This window comes from Methylocaldum sp. MU1018 (assembly GCF_053646775.1).
In genome coordinates this window covers 126,955-144,986 of sequence record NZ_CM132195.1, presented here as the reverse complement: position 1 = coordinate 144,986, position 18,032 = coordinate 126,955, and the positions used below count along the sequence as shown (strand labels likewise).

Below are 18,032 nucleotides of genomic sequence, written 5' to 3'. Positions count from 1 at the left end.
TCAGGGCGCGACTGCCGGCCCGTCTAGTCTTGAGGCCATTTCCAATCGGCATATTCGGGCATATCCACACCGTGCTCATACGCGTAATTACTGCATTCGATCTGCATATCGCGAAATCTTTCCTTGGCATGAGCGCCCGCCACCAGCAGCCCCGGCACGCGGTTGATCACATCGATCGCCAGGCTGAATCGGTCGATTTGATTTTCAATGGCCAATTCCAGCGGGGTGTTGATGCTTCCCTTTTCCTTGTAGCCGCGAACATGCAGATTCCGGTGGTTTGCCCTGCGGTAAGCAAGGCGATGGATCAGCCACGGATAACCGTGGAAGTTGAAAATGATGGGCTTATCGAGGGTAAAGAGGCTGTTGAAGTCATGGTCGGACAGGCCGTGGGGATGCTCGCTTGGAGGCTGGAGCTTGAACAGGTCGATCAGGTTGATGAAGCGGATCTTCAACGCCGGGAAGTATTCCCGTAAGAGCGCAACGGCGGCGAGAGCCTCCTGGGTCGGTATATCACCGCAGCCCACCATGACGACGTCGGGCTCGGCCCCTTGATCATTGCTGGCCCAATCCCAAATTCCGACACCCTTGACGCAATGCTTCATGGCGGCGCCCATATCCAGGAATTGCAGATGCTTCTGCTTGTCCGCGACGATCACGTTGACGTAGTAGGTGCTTTTCAGGCAATGGTCAGCCACGCATAAAAGCGTATTCACGTCCGGCGGCAGATAAATGCGGGTGACATCCGGATTCTTGTTGACGACGAGGTCGAGAAATCCGGGATCCTGATGAGTAAAGCCGTTATGGTCTTGCCGCCAAACGGTGGAGGTGATCAGGAGATTGAGGGACGATACGGGAGCACGCCAGGATATGTCGTTGGCGATGTCCAGCCACTTCGCGAATTGGTTGAACATGGAATCGATGACATGAACGAAGGCTTCGTAGGTCGAAAAGAATCCGTGCCGCCCGGTCAGCAGATAACCTTCGAGCCAGCCTTCGAGCGTGTGCTCCGACAACATTTCCATGACCCGACCGTCCGGCGACAACTCGCCGCCGTCGGCGTCTTCCGGCCAATAGTCCGCCAGCCACGTCTTCTTGCTGGCCGCATACACGTCGTCGAGTTTGTTCGAGCTGGTCTCGTCCGGACCGAACACCCGAAAATTGCCGGGATTCAGCGCCATGACGTCGCGCAAAAACCGCCCGAGAGGACGAGTATTTTCCATCTCCATGACACCGGGCTTCGGCACCTCGACGGCATGATCGCGAAAATCGGGCATTCTGAGCGCCTTGCGGAGCACGCCGCCGTTCGCATGGGGGTTGGCGCTCATGCGGCGGGTCCCTTTGGGCGCCAAGGCTTTCAATTCGGGAATCAGGCGGCCCTCGGCATCGAACAGTTTCTCCGGTTCATAGCTGCGCATCCAGTCTTCGAGCATCTTGAGATGTTGCGGATTCCGGGCTACGCCGGCGAGCGGCACCTGATGCGAACGCCAAAAGCCTTCCACCTTGTGGCCATCGACCGATTCGGGGCCGGTCCAGCCCTTGGGACTGCGCAATACGATCATGGGCCAGCGCGGCCGGCTCGGCTGGCCGCCGCGGCGCGCCTCCTGCTGAATTCGACGAATCTCGCGCACGCAATGTTCCATCGTTGCGGCCATCGCCTGGTGCATGACCTCCGGATCGCCGCCTTCGACGAAATAAGGCGTCCAGCCATACCCTTCGAACAGCCGCTCCAGTTCCTCATGAGGTATGCGCGCCAGGACAGTCGGATTATTGATCTTGTATCCGTTGAGATGGAGGACCGGCAGCACGGCGCCGTCCCGGGCCGGGTTGAGGAATTTGTTGGAATGCCAAGAGGTCGCCAAAGCTGCGGTTTCGGCCTCGCCATCGCCGACGACTACCGCAACCAGCAGGTCGGGATTGTCGAATGCCGCGCCGAAGGCATGGGAAATGCTGTAGCCGAGTTCGCCGCCTTCATGGATCGAGCCCGGCATTTCCGGAGTGCAATGGCTGCCGATTCCGCCTGGGAACGAAAACTCCTTGAAAAATAGACGCATGCCATCTTCGTCCTCCGCTTTATTCGGATAGATTTCGGAGTACGTGCCTTCAAGATAGACCGGCGCCAGCACGCCGGGCGCGCCGTGGCCGGGACCGACAACGAAAATCGCGTCCAGGTTGTACTTGTTGATCAATCTGTTGAGATGGACATAGATGAAACTGAGCCCCGGACTGGAACCCCAATGGCCCAGCAATCGCCTTTTGATATGCTCCGGCCGCAAGGGTTCTCTCAACAAGGGATTGTCCCTCAAATAAATCATCCCGACCGCGAGATAATTGCACGCTCGCCAGTAGGCATCGAGTTTTCGCAGTTCGTCGGTGCCGAGAGGGGTTTCCGCGCTGAATGACGCCATGAGCTAACCTCGGTCTGTTTGTTGGTTGATGAATAAAAGAAAGATGGCCAATCCGGTTTTGACCTTAAACGAACTTCGCTTCACATGCGATTGTAGTTTGTCACGCTTGGATGGCCATGACTTGACGACTCCAGGCGCAAGCGATTCGCCTGAAAAAGCAGAAGGTTTTGGCGTCTGTCCGGTCTCGCCATAAAATGACCGTCTCCAAACATCGCCGGCACACCGACTTTTGAACCCTCTCCGCAAGCTCGCCTCGCAAGCCGTCATCTACGGATTGAGCAGCATTATCGGCAGGTTTCTCAACTACCTGCTGGTTCCGCTTTACACCTATACGTTTCCGGCACAGGAATACGGCATCGTTTCGGAACTCTACGCCTATGCCGGCTTCTTCGCGGTCGTTCTGATCTTCGGCCTCGAAACGGGCTATTTCCGATTCAGCAACCGGCAAGATCTCCATTCCGAGACCGTCTACTCGACCGCGCTCGGATTTCTGATCGCGGCGAACCTGGCGTTCGTCACCGGAATCGTCGTGTTTCGCGAACCGCTCGCCGAACTGCTCCGCTATACGACCCATCCGGAGTATCTGGTGTGGTTCGCCGCAATCCTGGCGCTCGACTCCATCGCCGCGCTGCCGTTCGCCAGATTGCGCTCCGAAAACCGGGCCTGGCGATTCGCCGGGATCAAGCTGTTCGAGATCCTGCTCGCCATCGGACTCAACCTGTTCTTCCTGGTTTATTGCAAAAAAGCCGCGGAGCTGTGGCCGGATTCGCTCGGAGCGCGCTTGTATGATCCGGCCGTCGGCGTCGGCTATATCTTTCTGGCCAATCTTGCGGCCAGCGCCTTCAAGCTCTTGCTCCTCCTGCCCCAATTCAAAAGCCTGCGGTCCGGGCTCGACCCGCGGCTTTTAAAAAGCTTGCTGGCTTACTCCCTGCCCATGGTGGTGATCGGTTTCGCGGGAATGGTCAACGAGATGCTCGACCGCGCCATTCTGAAGTTCCTGCTGCCTTACGACCTCGCCACCAATCTGCGCATGCTGGGCATCTACGGCGCCTGCTATAAGCTATCGATCTTGATGTCCCTCTTCATACAGGCCTTCCGCTACGCCGGCGAGCCGTTCTTCTTCGCCTACGCCGGGCGGGCGGACGCGAAGCGCGCCTATGCGCTGGTCATGAACTACTTCGTGATCTTCTGCGTCTTCATCTTTCTGGTAGTGACCTTATACATTGATCTGTTCAAATACTTCGTCGGCGCGGAATACCGGGAAGGACTCGACGTCGTGCCCATCTTGCTGTTGGCCAACCTATTCCTGGGCATCTACGTCAATCTGTCGATCTGGTACAAACTCACCGACCGGACGCTGATGGGCGCGTGGGTATCGCTGTTCGGCGCCGCCCTGACCGTCGGACTGAATATATGGTGGGTTCCGATCATGGGCTATGCGGGCTCGGCCTGGGCGACCCTGGTCTGTTATGCCGCGATGACCGTCATCTCGTACGCTCTGGGACAATACTATTACCCGGTCCGCTACCCGATAGGAAAGATCGCGGGCTATCTCCTACTGGGGCTTTTGCTATACGGCGGACACAAGGGCCTGACGGAGTCGTGCGGCTGGCCCTCCTGGGCGGTTGCCTCCGCCAGCCTTGCGCTTTACCTGCTGGTCGTCGCCCTGGCGGACATGCGGCCGCTGCTCAAAAAGCGCCGGTCGGCACCCGCCCCCGTCCGGGCGCCATCCGGTCAGATCGAAGATCAGTAGCGGTCATAGGGTTCCGAAGCATGCCTCAGATGCTGCGCCAGATAATCCGGGCGATGCATCGGACCGACCAATATCAGGCCTGCCAGAAAACCGCCGACATGAGCCCAAAACGCCACGCCGCCTCCCGCCTGATCCAGAGAGGGAAGCCCGCCGGCGATCTGGATGAAAAACCAGTATCCCAGCATCGCGATGGCGGGCAGGGCCACGGTGGTCACATAGAATCCAAGGAAAATCAGGGTAATCACCCGGGCTTTCGGATATAGCCTGGCATAGGCGCCCATGACGCCCCCGATCGCGCCCGAAGCGCCCACCATGGGCACTGCCGCGGCGGGATCGGCGAAAATTTGGGCGGTGGCGGCGGCCAAACCGCAAATCAGATAAAAAATGAAGAAGCGCCCCCACCCCATCGCATCCTCGACGTTGTCTCCGAATACCCAGAGAAACCAGAGGTTGCCGATGATGTGAAACCAGCCGCCATGAAGAAACATATGGGTGAACAAGGTCAAAATGGACGAGCTTCCGCTCAGTTCGCAGCCCAGATCGTTTCCGAGGGGAATCACGGTTCCGGCCGGCACGAGATTGAACAACTCCCCGGGAATCAGCCCGTAGGTGCACAGCGACCACGCCAGCGGCTCGCCGCTACCCATCCCCTGAACGAAAATCCAACTCGCGATATTCAGGCCGATTATCACGAGCGTCGCCACCGGCCGCCGGATAATTGGATTTTCGTCTCGTAATGGGAACATAGCTTCCTCGCGCGCTTGCTGAGTCTTTATGCCGGAAAACCTGTAACGGCCGCCTCTGCTCACATGCTAACGTGAGCCCCGCGAGAAAAAAAGCGAAGCATCCGCCGGAGTCCTGGATGTCAATATAGATCGACCGGATCGACATCTATAGACCAACGGACCCGCTTGGCTTCGTCAAGTTCCGACACGGCCGGCAGCAGTCCGTTGATGAGACCGTGCAGCGCATTGCGCTTGGACGACTGAAACAGCAACTGACAACGCTGCCGCCCCGCCCGCCGCGCCATCGGCGCGGGGACCGGTCCCAACACGTGCAGATCGGGCGACGCCCGCTCGTGCGCAAGACCGGCCACGCGCTCCAAAAAGCGCAGCGGCGCTTCGGCGCCGGATGCCTCTGCCCGCCACAGCGCCTGATGGGCAAAAGGCGGCAGACGAGCCGCCCGACGCTCATCCAGGCAAGCCTTCGCGAATCCGGAATAGCCGTCCCTAATCAACACCTGGAGCAACGGATGACCGGGGTGGCGAGTCTGTAGCACGACGACTCCCATGCGCTCTTCGCGCCCGGCCCGGCCCGCCACCTGCGTAATCAACTGCGCCGTCCGCTCTTCGGAACGAAAGTCGGTACTGTACAAACCGGAATCCACATCCGTGATTCCGACCAGCGTAACTCTTGGAAAATGATGGCCTTTGGCCAACATCTGCGTACCGATCAGGATATCCACCCGACCTTCGTGAATCCCGCTCAAAAGCGATTCCAGCCGCCCCTTGCGCCGCGTGCTGTCGCGGTCGATGCGGGCGACCCGGGCGTCGGGAAACAACTCGGCCAGCGCTTTTTCCACGCGCTCGGTCCCTACCCCCAAGAGGCTCAGATCCTCGCTGCCGCAGCCGCCGCAAGCGCCGGCCAGAGGCTGCTCGAAACCGCAATGATGACAGCGCAGACGCGCATCGCCGGCATGAACGACCAGGTTCGCATCGCAGCGCCGGCAGCGGGCCACCCATCCGCAGGCATGACAAATCAACGTGGGCGCGAAGCCGCGTCGGTTGACGAACAACAGTGCCTGCTCACCCCGGTTCAGCGTATCCGCGATATAAGCGATCAGCGCCGGCGAAAGCCCTTCCCGCAACCGGTGCCCGCGAATGTCGAGCAGCCGGAAACCGGGCTGGACCGCCGCGCCGGCCCGACGAAGCAGCCGCAAGTGACGGTATCGCCCCTGCGATACGTTACAGAGACTTTCCAAAGACGGCGTGGCCGATCCCAACAAAACGGGAATATCGAGCAATCGGGCGCGCATGACGGCCACATCGCGCGCCGAGAAACGAAATCCGTCCTGCTGCTTGAACGAGGTGTCGTGCTCCTCATCCAGAATGATCATCCCGGGCGATTTCATCGGCGTGAACACGGCAGAGCGAGTGCCGAGCAAGATTCCCACCTCCCCCCGCTGCATTCGCAGCCAGGCGCGGCAACGCTCGGCCTCGGTCAGGCCGGAATGGAATATCGCGACCGGAACGGAGAAGCGCGCGCGGAAGCGGGCTTCCAACTGGGGCGTCAGATTGATCTCCGGCAGCAGGATCATGACCTGCTTCCCGCGCGCCAAAACCTCCCGCGTCAATTGCAGATAGACCTCGGTCTTGCCGCTGCCGGTCACGCCTTCGAGCAGGAAAGCGCCGTAGCCGCCCACGGCCTCCCGCACTATGGCTATGGCGCGCTGCTGATCCTCGTTGAGAGCGAAAGAAGGCGATTCGAACGAATCGCCGACAGGCGCCTGGACATCCCGGCTCTGGTGCCAGTACGCAAAACCCTTGCGAATCAGTCCCGCGGCAGCTCCTCGCCAATCCCAATCCAATCCGCTCAGAAGAGCGTAAGGAACGCCGTCCGGATGTTCGCGCAGCAATCCGATCAACGCCGCCTGGCGCGGAGCTCTCTTGCACGGCGGCCCGGCAGAGGCGCTGCCCTGCCCGGTCAGGCGCAAACGCCGTTCGCCGGCGAGTTCGGCCATACTGCCCTTGCGCAACAGCACGGTCAGAGCCGCCGCGACCACTTCGCCGATGGGATGGTGATAATACTGGCTCGCCCAGCGCAGCAACCGAAGATCGTCGGAAGACAGCAACGGTGCGCTGTCGAGTATCGCCAGAGCCTCCTTCAGGCGCCCCGGATCCAGTTCGGATTCTTCCGCAATCTCCAGCAAAATGCCGATCTTGCGGTGACGACCGAAAGGAACTTCAACGCGGACGCCGCACTTCAAATCCTCCCGACCGGCGGTGGGGGGCGGAAGATAGTCGAACAGGCGCCGCAAGGGAACCGAAACGGCGATCTTCAGAATCTTCGGCATGTTCAACCGACCGCCATAAACCCCGGATAAAATCGGAAAACCGCGCCGGGCTTCACGGCGCGAACAAAAACTTGCTTATCCACAATTTCTGTGGATAACTTTGTGGAATAGGTGTCCGGAGACTGCCGAAAAATGCATGGGAGCTAGGTTTTCATCGAATTGTAAAAATTTTGGCCAAAACTTGCTTTTAGATTTTTATCAATAACTTAGCCGCCCCGAAAAAGATCGAGACCCGGCGGCGCCGATCCAAATTTTTCCTTGACAAACAAATTGAATACACTGTGCATAAGTCGCCCGACTACACCATCCGGAATCAATCGCTTGATCGTTTTGCAATGAAAGACGCCAATCAACCTATGGAGGGACTATGGAGATTCATCATTTACAGGTACTCCGTACCGACGCCTCTGGCATGCCTCTGGAATGGATAGGCTATCAGGAGGCGGCAAAGCTTTATCATCTGGGCCAGGTGGCCTATAGCTGCGGTACCCGCCTGTATACGCTGCGCGGCGGAATCAACGCCAAGACGGGCCGCCGCAGCGTCATCGAAGTCAGTTCGATCATCGCCACGCTCCATCACCACAACAAGGGCTACGGCATCGATCCCAACTACGTCCCGCCCCTCAGCAACCCCGCCCTGTTCCGCCGCGACAACGGTCTTTGCCTCTACTGCGGCCAACGCTTCCATCATAGCGATCTTTCCCGCGACCACATCACTCCGATCAGCCGCGGCGGAGCCGATACCTGGAACAATGTGGTAACCGCGTGCAAACGCTGCAACAACCACAAAGCCGGACGCACTCCGGAACAAGCCGGAATGCAACTCCTGGCCATCCCGTTCGCGCCGACCCATGCGGAATACGTTTACCTACAGGGACGCCGGGTACTGACCGATCAGATGGAGTTCCTGAAGGCGCACTTTCCCCGCAAAAGTCCTTTGCATCAGCGCTTGAGTTAGCGGCCCGGAACCCGCCGGGACCATATCGGCGATTCAACCAGAGCAGAATACTCGCACACGACGACTTAGCGTCCGCGGATTTTGTCCGGGCCGGCCAGTTTGATCGCTTCCCAAAACAGGGAAATCGCCGGCGCCAAAATCCGTCCCTGCCTCAGTTGATAAAGCGCCAGTCCCAGCAACAGCAGCAAAAAGCCCGACTGCAAATCCACCAGTCCGCCGCTTGCCGCAGCCAGACTGCGGTCGAGACCGTCGAATCCTTTGACGGCACGCTGGCTCAGCGTACCGGCGGCTGTCGCCGATGAAGGCTCAATCCGAAATAAGTCGGACTGCTCGGCATATCGCGCGATCTCGAGCATGCCCGTTTCCAAGGCATGAAACAGCAGCAGACTGCCGGTAAGCAGATTGGACTCGACGCTCGTAACGCCCGGGCACTCGGTCAAACGTTCGGCGAGCTCCGCAAAAAAAACCGCATCGCCGCGTCTTTCTGGAATTCTCAATCGTAATCGGCCGGGAAGTTCGTGAATGACGAAGGCCGAAACCATCGCTCAGCCTTTCTGACCGGCTTCCGCAACGGTTTCCTCGGCCGCTTCTTCGAGCCCTTCCGCCGCGGCGGCCTGCTCGGCCAATTCCGCCCGCACCTCGGCCACCAAATCTTCGAAAGTTTCGCCCGCCTCGGCCGCCCACTCGCGGCCTTTTTCGAAAAGCAGAATGCCGGTTTTCACGGCTGCGCGCGCCACCGGCCGCAAGGCGGGCGCGAGAACGACGCCGGCCGCCACCACGCCGAGCCCGATCGCAACGCCTTTTGCCACGCCATTTTCGAAAAAATCACCGAGACCTGCCATCGATGCCTCCCTGGACTCTAAAACCGTCCTGATGATGGGTGTTTCAGTTCGTGCCCGGCCCTCGTCGACCGCCGGGCAAAATCCGCCGGCAGACGAGGCCGGCGGAAAGATCGCGGTCGATGCGACCGTCATCGCTGGATGCCCTCTCCTCGCGCCTGAGGAGCTTCCCGAAAAGGATACCAACGCCCGGTGCCGTAGTACATTTCTAAATCGCCCCGGCAAGAGGCGGATTTCAAAGCAGCAGGACGGCGAAACACAAAACCCGGCGGACTTGAAACCAAGCCTTGAGGCCGGTACGAAAGGCGTGAGCGGAGGGATCAGATCGCCGCGCACAGCAGCTTATATTCAGGCCGGTGCAACTTGCCGTATTCGGCCTGGACGAGGCTTCGGCCATACTTGCGCTCGAGACGGCGGATCGAGAAATGGCCGCGCGCCGCGTCCTGGAAGTGCCGCACGAACACGCCGTTGATCAAAGCCCCGCCCACCGCCCCGGCGATCGGAACGATTTCCGCCGCGGTCTTTTCCGAGACCGTCATGCCGAAACGGCTCGAAATCATCGTCACGAGATCCACCAGCGCCGGCGCCCCGGCTCGGTCGGCGAGGCCCTTCCTCGCGATATGGCGAGCAGACGCGGCGACGGATCGCTCCAAAGCGAGACGCAATCCGTAATAGCCGGTGTCCGCCGCATCGTCTTCCTTCGAGCGTCCTCCCAGCGCGAACACTTCCAGGCAGGCCAGACGAGTTGAAATATCGCCCAGATTTTCACCTTCGCTACGGGCGATGCTGGCGATCGAGCGCAGCATGATGGCGGTCGAAAAAGGCAACTCCACCAACAGGGCCGGGCCTCCGAAAAATCCGCCGACCGCTCCGCTCGCCATGCCGAGCAAGGTGTGATACCTGTCGCGAGATGCGATTCCCGGTTTGTTCTCCAGGCTTGTGACCGCCACATCCAAAGCCTTCCAAATCGCCGCTTCCGCACTCCCCTGCAAACGCCGGCGCCATCGTTCGGGCAGAAGCATGAGCCCTTTCTCGACAGGCGCGCCGATGCTGTCGGCAAGCCTGATTGCGAAACCGGGATGTTCGAGGCGCTGATGCGCCCGCTTCAGACTCAAATAATCCTCGCGCGACAAGGCCATCGGCATGCTGCTCATAATCAGATCGCTCGCTCGGTGCGAGCCGTTCGTTAAAAAAAGCGCGAAAATAACCGCGCAACATTACGGTTTTATGACGATGGCCGCCCGCACGGCAAGCCCTTGGGCCGGCTCCGGAGATCCGGCGACCGCGCCACGAGCCTGGGCGATCCGCTAGGCTCCAACGCTCGGGAAGCGGCCTTCCGATCTTTGTTATAATCGCGCGGTCCAATCCCGTAGCGCGCCATTCCACCATACATCCCACCGTCAAATGCCCGAGCACATCCTGTTTCTTACCGGCAAGCTGGCGGAAAAGCAGCTGCGCCGCACTCTGGAGGAAATGGAACCGGAGTTCGGCTACACCGTGCATCAACTGGGGCTGACGGTGGCGGCGCTGATGACGGCGGACATGATCCGGCGGCGGCTCAAGGATACCTTCGGGGCCGACCGGGTGCTAGTGCCGGGGCGCTGCCGGGGCGATCTGGAAGCCTTGTCGAAGGACATGGGCCTGCCCATCGAGCGGGGTCCGGAAGAGCTGCATGATCTGCCGGAATTTTTCGGCAAGAAAAAGAAAAAACCGGACATCGGCCGTTACGAACTCCGCATCTTCGCGGAAATCGTCGACGCGCCCCGGCTGGACATCGACGGCATCCTGCGCCAGGCGCGGGACTACCGGAAAGACGGAGCCGACGTGATCGACGTCGGCTGCTTGCCGGAGACGCCGTTTCCGCATCTGGAGGCCGCGGTCGGCGCGCTCAAGGCCGAAGGCTTTCAGGTCAGCGTCGATTCGCTGGAAAACGACGATCTGCTGCGGGGCGGCAAGGCCGGCGCCGATTATTTGCTGAGCCTGCACGAAGAGTCGCTGTGGATCGCCGACCAGGTGGCGTCGATTCCGATTCTTATCCCTGCCAAACACGGCGATCTGGATTCGCTGGACCGGGCCATCGAAGTCATGCGGGCCAAGAGCCGGGCCTTCATCGTCGATCCGATCCTGGACCCGATCCATTTCGGATTCACCGAGTCGCTGGTCCGCTACCACGAGGTCCGGAAACGCCATCCGGAGGTCGAGATCATGATGGGCGTCGGCAATCTGACCGAGCTCACCCATGCCGACACCGCCGGCATCAATGCGACCCTGCTGGGCATCTGCTCGGAACTGCACATCAAACACATCCTCGCCACCCAGGTCAGCAAGCACGCGCGCAAGGCTGTGCGCGAGGCCGATCTGGCGCGCCGCATCCTGTTCGCCGCGCGTGAACTGAACACCCTGCCCAAGCATATCGACGACCGGCTGATGGCCCTGCACGAACGCGCGCCGTTTCCGCTCGGCCGTGAGGAAATCGAGGAAATCTACCGGCAAATCAAGGACCCGAGCTATCGCATCCTGATCAGCCCGGAGGGCATGCACATCTTCAATCGCGACGGTTTTCACACCGCCGCCGATCCCTTCGAACTCTATCCGAAGCTGGGCGTGGAAACCGACGGCGGCCATGCCTTTTATTTAGGAGTCGAACTGGCTCGGGCGCAAATCGCCTGGCAGCTCGGCAAGCGTTACTCGCAGGACGAGCCCTTGCAGTGGGGCTGCCACGTGGAAGCGCCCGCATCGGCCATCGATCCGCACGCCTATAAACCGGCAGGGTCGACTTTGCAGAAAGCGCCGGGCGTTCATGACGATTCGCGCTCCGCAGCGGTAGAGAGCCTTTGTTCAAAAAACGATTACCCTCACCCTCTCCCGGAGGGAGAGGGAAAAAACGTGTCGCTTGGCGACGCCTCTGATACAAAAGACGAAGAATGATTCGCGAAACCATCATCACGAGCTGTTCGCCGCAGGGCGTCGCGCACATCGCGCCCATGGGCGTGCACGTTCTGGACGGCGAACTGCTCATCATGCCGTTCCGGCCGTCCACCACCCTGGACAACGTTCTCGCCACGCGCACGGCCGTCATCAATTACACCGACGATGTGCGCGTCTTCGCCGGCTGCCTGACCGGCCGGCGCGACTGGCCCCTGCTTCCGGCGGAACGAATCCCCGGCCAACGGCTGGCCGAAACCCTCGCCCACGCCGAACTGGAACTGCTGCGCTGGGAGGAGGACGAACTCCGCCCAAAGCTTTACTGCCGCGTGGTGCACGAGGCGAATCACGCCCCGTTCCGAGGCTTCAACCGGGCGCAATATTCGGTACTGGAAGCGGCGATTCTGGTCAGCCGCCTGGATAGGCTGCCGCGGGACAAGATCGAATCCGAACTCGCCTATCTCCGCATCGGCCTGGACAAGACGGCGGGACCTGCCGAACTCGAAGCCTGGGGCTGGCTGATGGACGCGATCGACGCATTCAAACGCGCCAACCCGGACAAGGCGGCCCGGACATGACCGGCATGCTCGCGAGCGTCGCCGATCTCGCCGAAGCCCGGCAGGTTCTGGAAATCGGCGTCGATATCATCGATCTGAAAAATCCCGTCGAGGGCGCCCTGGGCGCTCTGCCCGTCGCCGACGTCGGCCGCATCGTCGGACGACTCGGCGGAGCCCGGCCGGTCAGCGCCACCGTGGGCGATCTGGCGATGGAAGCCGGCATCGTGCTGCCCGTCGCGGAAGCAATGGCGGCGACCGGCGTCGATTACGTCAAAATCGGTTTTTTTCCGGGCGGGGACTGGGCCGGCGCCATTCGCGGCTTATCCGCCATCGCCCGCCGGGGCACCCGCCTGGTCGCCGTCCTGTTCGGCGACGATACGCCGGAACTCGATTGGATCGGAGAATTCGCGGCGGCCGGTTTCGCCGGAGCCATGCTGGACACGCGGGACAAAAAGAAAGGCTCGCTGCGGCAAGTCTGCCCGGACGATTTTCTCCGGGCCTTCGTTTCGGAAACCCGAGCCCGCGGCTTATTGTGCGGCTTGGCGGGATCGCTGCGCGCGCCGGACATCGCGCCGCTGCTGGCATTGAAACCCGATTACCTGGGTTTCCGAGGCGCCCTGTGCGGCGGGAATCGCACCGATGCCTTGGACCCGGAGGCCGTGCTCGCCATTTCGACCCTGGTCCACGGCGAACCCGGAAAAGCATCGTCGCCAACCGTCTCCTGATTCCGGAACTCCCATGCTCTACGACTTGCTCCGCCCCTTGCTGTTTCGGCTCGACCCCGAAACCGCGCACCACCTGAGTCTGGCCGCGCTTCAAGGCTTGAGCCGGCTGGGATCGATCAATCCTCTCCATCGCCCGGCTGCCGCCCATCCGCGGACGGTGATGGGCCTCGACTTTCCGAATCCGGTGGGCCTGGCGGCCGGACTCGACAAGAACGGCGAATATATCGACGGCCTGGCCGCGCTCGGCTTCGGCTTCATCGAAATCGGCACGGTAACGCCCCGCCCCCAGCCCGGCAATCCGAAACCGCGATTGTTCCGCCTGCCCGAGGCCGAAGCGATCATCAACCGCATGGGCTTCAATAACAAAGGTGTGGATTACCTGATCGACCAGGTTCAAAAGGCGCGCTACCAAGGCATTCTAGGCATCAACATCGGCAAGAACCGCGACACGCCGCTGGACCTCGCGCTGGACGACTATCGGATCGGCCTGCGCAAGGTGTATCCGCACGCCAGCTATGTCACGGTGAACATTTCCTCCCCCAATACACCGGGCCTTAGAGACCTTCAGGCCGGCGAAAACCTGGAACATCTCCTGTCCGGCCTGCGGCGGAAACGGGAAAACCTGGCGCAGATTCACGGCCGGCGCGTTCCATTGGCTGTCAAGATCGCGCCCGATCTCGAACCGGAGCAGATCGGGCAGGTCGCGGACGCCCTGGTCAAATACGGCATCGATGCCGTGATCGCCACCAATACCACCGCCTCCCGCGAAGGCGTGGAAGGACTCGCTCACGGCGAAGAAGCGGGCGGACTCAGCGGCCGCCCGCTGTTCCACAAATCGACCGATGTCGTTTCCCGGCTCGCACGGGCCTTGCGGGGCGCGGTGCCCGTCATCGGCTGCGGCGGCATCGCCAGCGCCGAAGACGCCCGCCGGAAATTCCAAGCCGGCGCAGATTTGGTTCAGGTCTACACCGGCTTCATCTATCGGGGCCCGGGCTTGGTCAGGGAGATCGTCGAATCCCCGTAAGAACGCCGCCCGGCGTATCTGCCCAACGGCTCGAAAATTTCTGACTAAACTTGTGACTCAGATCGCAAAACAGAAACCCAGAGATCGAGCCATGCTGAAATCATTCGTGGAAAACCTCAATCTGTCCCGCCAGATGTATCTCGCCATGGGCGTGGGCATCGTTAGCGTCGCTTCGGTGACTTTCATGAGCATCGAGACCGCGAGCGAAAATAGCGACATCGGCGGCGTCATCGTCACCGCGGTCGCGGCATCGCTCATAATGCTGGCGCTCGCCACCTATCTGGGCCGGCATTCCGCAAAACGCGCCGAAAAGCTGGTGGAGGCGCTGACCGCGATGGCCGCCGGAGACCTCACCCAGAACATTTCCCTGGAGGGCAAGGACGAATTTTCGTGGATGGCCTGGAAGTGCAACACGGTGGTCAAAAACCTGACCAGCATGGTGCGGGACATCGTCAGGGATGCCGAGCAGGTGGCGGCGGCGGCGGAAGAATTGTCGACGATCACCGAACAAAGCCGGCAGCGCGTCTTCAATCAAAACCAGCAAACCGAGCAAGTCGCTTCGGCCATGACGGAAATGTCGGCGACCGTCCATGAAGTCGCGCGGAACGCCTCCCATGCGGCCGAAGCCGCTCAGGACGCCGACGAACAGGCCAAGAACGGCACCTCGGTGGTCAAACACACCATCCAAAGCATCAACGGCCTCGCGGCCGAAGTGGAAAAAACCTCCGAAGCCATCAACAAGCTGAAAGAGGACAGCGTGGCCATAGGCGCCGTTCTGGACGTGATCCGGGGCATCGCCGAGCAAACCAATCTGCTGGCGCTCAATGCCGCCATCGAGGCGGCCCGCGCCGGCGAACAAGGCCGCGGCTTCGCGGTGGTGGCGGACGAAGTCCGCACCCTGGCAAGCCGTACGCAACAGTCGACCCAGGAAATCCAGGGCATGATCGAACGCCTCCAGACCGGAGCGAACCAGGCCGTCTCCGCGATGCAGCAAGGCAAGAGCGCGGCCAAGACCAGCGTCGATCAGGCGATCAACGCCGGCGAATCGCTGGAAATCATCAACCGCTTCATCGACACCATCAAGGACATGAACACCCAGATCGCCGCGGCCGCCGAGGAACAAAGCATCACCGCCGAAGAAATCAACCGCAACGTCGTCAACATCAGCGGAATCTCCCATGAGACGGCGCAAGGTTCCGAGCAGACGGCAGCCGCCAGCGAGGAACTGGCCCGGCTGGCTTCGCACCTTCAGGAACAAGTCACCCGGTTCAAAATCCGCCATTGACCCGGCCTCTAAATAGAGGCCGGGCTGATTCGGGGCGGGGATGCCCCGACCGCGTCGGCCCGAGATGCCGGGAGGGTATCGACGGGCCTGATCCACAAATGCTTCGACCGGCGCGCCAGGGACGGCGGAAATCCTCTCGTGCGGCGCTTCCGGGCCGGCCGGCTCAGATCCCGAACCGCATGTCCGCATCGATCTCTCCTCTCCCGTTTCCACCTGAAAATAGGCTGGAAGAGGCCGGCTCGGGATTGTTACCATGATCGCGCTCAGATCGGTGTAACATGTCTTCGCAAGACCGCATGCCTTCGATCCAAGGCAGACAAGCCGGAGGAGGCCTCGGCATACGCGAGGCCTCCTCCAAACCAACACTGAGGAAACTACCATGAACATTCGAGAGGAATTGGAAAAATTTCGGGACGGTTTGCTTCAGCAGCGGGACGAGCTGCGAGTTCAGCTCAATCTGGCGAAGCTCGAAGCCGAGGAAGAGTGGAACAAGACGGAAGAAAAACTCGAAGAGTTCAGAGTCAAGCTCGCCGGAATCGCCGACGAAGCCAAGGACGCCTCGGAAGATGTCTGGACCAGCGCCAAAATGCTCGGCGAGGAAATCAAAAGCGCCTACGAACGGATCAAGAGCCGGCTATAGCGCCCCGTTCGGCATCCTGCCGCTCCATCGGCGGGATGCCTTCGTCAGCAACAACGCTTGACGCCGTCCCATCGCCGCCGCAGTTCGGCATCGAAAAAATCTTTACGACTCAAAGGCGCTCCACCTTCATGGGCATGATGGGTTCGCCAATGCGCCAGATACCTTTCGTAAGCATCGTCGCCGGTCATTCCCCGCAGTAGACGCCATAACGTCTTGGCCGTTTTCACCATTCTACGATCTGCATTCCGGATAGAAAGCCGCTAGGAGTCCAGCGTGATCAATTACAACCCCAAATCGTGGTGGGGCCTGATTTTCAAATTCCATAAGAGCGATACCTTCAGAAGATTGCTGCCGGCCATGATGACGGTCGCCTTGTTCTCCGCCTCCATCGTCTTTATCGACCGCGACCTGCTGCCCAACGGACTCGAGGGCACGAGCCTGGTGCACTCGCTGCTGGGGTTCGTGATCTCCTTGCTGCTGGTTTTTCGAACCAATACCGCATACGAGCGCTGGTGGGAAGGCCGGCGGCAGTGGGGCATATTGATCAACGCCTCCCGCAATCTGGCGATGAAGCTCAACGCCTTCCTTCGGGAAGATCACGGCTCCAGAGCCGTCATCGCCAAGCATCTCGACGCTTACGCCGCATTGCTCGACGATCATCTGCGCGACGCCAAACCTCCGCGAGTCAAACCCGTCGGCGGCCACGGACCGAACCTCGTCGCCAACGCCTTGTTCAAGGAAATCGACCGTCTGTACCGCAGCGGAGAACTGGTCGGAGTGCATTATCTGAACATCAATCACGAGCTTACGCTGTTGACCGAGGTTTGCGGCGCCTGCGAACGCATCAAAAAAACGCCGATTCCCTACTCCTACAGTCTGTTCATCAAGAAATTCGTTTTCGTCTACATCGTCACCATGCCGTTCTGCTTCGTGCACGAGTTCGGTTATTGGACGATTCTGTTCAGCACTTTCGTATTCTACGTCCTAGCCAGCCTGGAACTGATCGCGGAAGAAATCGAAAACCCCTTCGGCGACGATGCCAACGATCTTCCCACCGATGAGTTGGCCAGAACGATCGGCGCGAACGTGAGCGAAATCCTGCTGGGAAAACGGGCAGTCGCCGGCTCCGATGTGCCGCGATACGCCGCTTCCTGATTCCGCGCGTCGGTCACCCCGGCGCATTGACGGTCTTGATGAATGCGTCCGCCTCCCGAATCGAGGCTTCCATGGATTTGATCAGCGCCGAAATATCGGTCTGGAGGCTGTCGAGTTCGCCCCGAAGCGAGGCGATGGCCTGGGCATTGAGGTTGTGCTTCAGGAACAGGACCTGATCGCGGAACGTCAGCAATACCGGCTCCATTTTCGATTCGGCGCGCTTCATGGCCGCAATGAGCTGATCGTAACGCTGGCGCGTCGCCTTGAGCTTTTGTTGACTGCTGCGCTTGAGCGACGGATTTTGGTATTGGGATAGCTCATTCTCCCACTCGTCGAACAGGGCTTCCGAAACATCCTCGATGTCGTCGATCCGCTTCCGGACCTCGTTCGCCTTGGCCTGGCTGCGCTCGAATTCCGCGTTGAGCTCCTGATATTTCTCTTCCAGGCTGCCACCCTTGAAGCCGGTCAGCGCGGTAAATCGCTCCAGCGCATTTTTGAATTGGGTTTTCGCTTCTTCCTGGCTGTCGCGCGCCTTTTCGACGCGGTGCACGAGGATGTCGCGCTTGTGAAAACCCAGCGATTCCACCGCCCGGTAATAGGCGGAGGAACACCCGACCAGGATGGCGAGCAGGAGCGGAAAAAAGCTCCGTACCGCCGCGCCCTGTGCATGATTGCCCATGTAAAGCACTCCCT

General features: G+C 60.4%; 17 protein-coding genes. 9 read left to right on the top strand and 8 right to left on the bottom strand.

The features are described 5' to 3' along the window. Window positions 1-23 precede the first annotated feature (23 nt). Entirely contained in the window at window positions 24-2,405 is a 2,382-nt protein-coding gene (locus ACWJKU_RS00660; RefSeq protein ID WP_454145059.1) for a phosphoketolase family protein, read from the bottom strand. Window positions 2,406-2,634: 229 nt separating this feature from the next. Here ACWJKU_RS00660 and ACWJKU_RS00655 point away from each other — a divergent pair, with 229 nt between their 5' ends. Then, window positions 2,635-4,158: a lipopolysaccharide biosynthesis protein gene (locus ACWJKU_RS00655; RefSeq protein ID WP_454145057.1), complete on the top strand. Its 1,524-nt coding sequence runs from the start codon at window positions 2,635-2,637 to the stop codon at window positions 4,156-4,158. On the opposite strand, the gene ACWJKU_RS00650 is transcribed toward ACWJKU_RS00655, so the two are convergent. Then, on the bottom strand, window positions 4,152-4,904 hold the full coding sequence (locus ACWJKU_RS00650; protein WP_454145055.1) for a rhomboid family intramembrane serine protease: 753 nt from the start codon (window positions 4,902-4,904) through the stop codon (window positions 4,152-4,154). The genes ACWJKU_RS00655 and ACWJKU_RS00650 overlap by 7 nt on opposite strands. A gap of 119 nt (window positions 4,905-5,023) precedes the next feature. Beyond that, entirely contained in the window at window positions 5,024-7,231 is a 2,208-nt protein-coding gene (locus ACWJKU_RS00645; protein WP_454145053.1) for a primosomal protein N', read from the bottom strand. A gap of 367 nt (window positions 7,232-7,598) precedes the next feature. Here ACWJKU_RS00645 and ACWJKU_RS00640 point away from each other — a divergent pair, with 367 nt between their 5' ends. Next, window positions 7,599-8,189, top strand: coding sequence for an HNH endonuclease (locus ACWJKU_RS00640; RefSeq protein ID WP_454145051.1), 591 nt, complete (start codon window positions 7,599-7,601; stop codon window positions 8,187-8,189). Between the two features lie 65 nt (window positions 8,190-8,254). On the opposite strand, the gene ACWJKU_RS00635 is transcribed toward ACWJKU_RS00640, so the two are convergent. The 3 genes from ACWJKU_RS00635 to ACWJKU_RS00625 form a co-directional block, all read right to left on the bottom strand. After that, entirely contained in the window at window positions 8,255-8,731 is a 477-nt protein-coding gene (locus ACWJKU_RS00635) for an HMA2 domain-containing protein (protein WP_454145049.1), read from the bottom strand. Between the two features lie 3 nt (window positions 8,732-8,734). Next, a complete protein-coding gene (locus ACWJKU_RS00630) occupies window positions 8,735-9,031 on the bottom strand; it encodes a DUF5132 domain-containing protein (protein ID WP_454145047.1) in 297 nt (98 codons plus the stop codon). Between the two features lie 317 nt (window positions 9,032-9,348). Beyond that, window positions 9,349-10,182 carry an EcsC family protein gene (locus ACWJKU_RS00625; protein ID WP_454145045.1) on the bottom strand — a complete coding sequence of 278 codons (834 nt, stop codon included), beginning with the start codon at window positions 10,180-10,182 and terminating at the stop codon, window positions 9,349-9,351. A 250-nt stretch (window positions 10,183-10,432) separates the two neighbouring features. On the opposite strand from ACWJKU_RS00625, the gene ACWJKU_RS00620 reads away from it, so the two are divergent. The 6 genes from ACWJKU_RS00620 (at window position 10,433) to ACWJKU_RS00595 (ending at window position 16,184) form a co-directional block, all read left to right on the top strand. Further along, entirely contained in the window at window positions 10,433-11,956 is a 1,524-nt protein-coding gene (locus ACWJKU_RS00620; RefSeq protein WP_454145043.1) for a DUF6513 domain-containing protein, read from the top strand. Further along, window positions 11,953-12,531: a DUF447 domain-containing protein gene (locus tag ACWJKU_RS00615; RefSeq protein ID WP_454145041.1), complete on the top strand. Its 579-nt coding sequence runs from the start codon at window positions 11,953-11,955 to the stop codon at window positions 12,529-12,531. The genes ACWJKU_RS00620 and ACWJKU_RS00615 overlap by 4 nt, the downstream gene beginning before the upstream one ends. Further along, entirely contained in the window at window positions 12,528-13,235 is a 708-nt protein-coding gene (locus tag ACWJKU_RS00610) for a (5-formylfuran-3-yl)methyl phosphate synthase (RefSeq protein WP_454145039.1), read from the top strand. Before ACWJKU_RS00615 ends, ACWJKU_RS00610 begins: the two co-directional genes overlap by 4 nt. Window positions 13,236-13,248: 13 nt before the next feature. Then, window positions 13,249-14,259, top strand: a complete 1,011-nt coding sequence (locus ACWJKU_RS00605; protein ID WP_454145037.1) for a quinone-dependent dihydroorotate dehydrogenase — start codon at window positions 13,249-13,251, stop codon at window positions 14,257-14,259. A gap of 91 nt (window positions 14,260-14,350) precedes the next feature. Next, entirely contained in the window at window positions 14,351-15,544 is a 1,194-nt protein-coding gene (locus tag ACWJKU_RS00600; protein ID WP_454145035.1) for a methyl-accepting chemotaxis protein, read from the top strand. Window positions 15,545-15,923: 379 nt separating this feature from the next. Then, window positions 15,924-16,184 carry a hypothetical protein gene (locus ACWJKU_RS00595; RefSeq protein WP_454145033.1) on the top strand — a complete coding sequence of 87 codons (261 nt, stop codon included), beginning with the start codon at window positions 15,924-15,926 and terminating at the stop codon, window positions 16,182-16,184. Window positions 16,185-16,228: 44 nt separating this feature from the next. Here the strand turns inward: ACWJKU_RS00595 and ACWJKU_RS00590 are convergent, their stop codons facing one another. Beyond that, window positions 16,229-16,414 (bottom strand): YbdD/YjiX family protein, encoded by a 186-nt coding sequence (locus ACWJKU_RS00590; protein WP_454145031.1) that lies wholly within the window; start codon window positions 16,412-16,414, stop codon window positions 16,229-16,231. 43 nt (window positions 16,415-16,457) lie between these two features. Here ACWJKU_RS00590 and ACWJKU_RS00585 point away from each other — a divergent pair, with 43 nt between their 5' ends. After that, the gene (locus tag ACWJKU_RS00585; RefSeq protein ID WP_454145029.1) at window positions 16,458-17,339 is read left to right on the top strand and encodes a bestrophin family protein; all 882 of its coding nucleotides are present in this window, start codon (window positions 16,458-16,460) and stop codon (window positions 17,337-17,339) included. A gap of 13 nt (window positions 17,340-17,352) precedes the next feature. On the opposite strand, the gene ACWJKU_RS00580 is transcribed toward ACWJKU_RS00585, so the two are convergent. Further along, window positions 17,353-18,018 carry a DUF2959 domain-containing protein gene (locus ACWJKU_RS00580; RefSeq protein ID WP_454145027.1) on the bottom strand — a complete coding sequence of 222 codons (666 nt, stop codon included), beginning with the start codon at window positions 18,016-18,018 and terminating at the stop codon, window positions 17,353-17,355. Window positions 18,019-18,032: the final 14 nt, after the last annotated feature.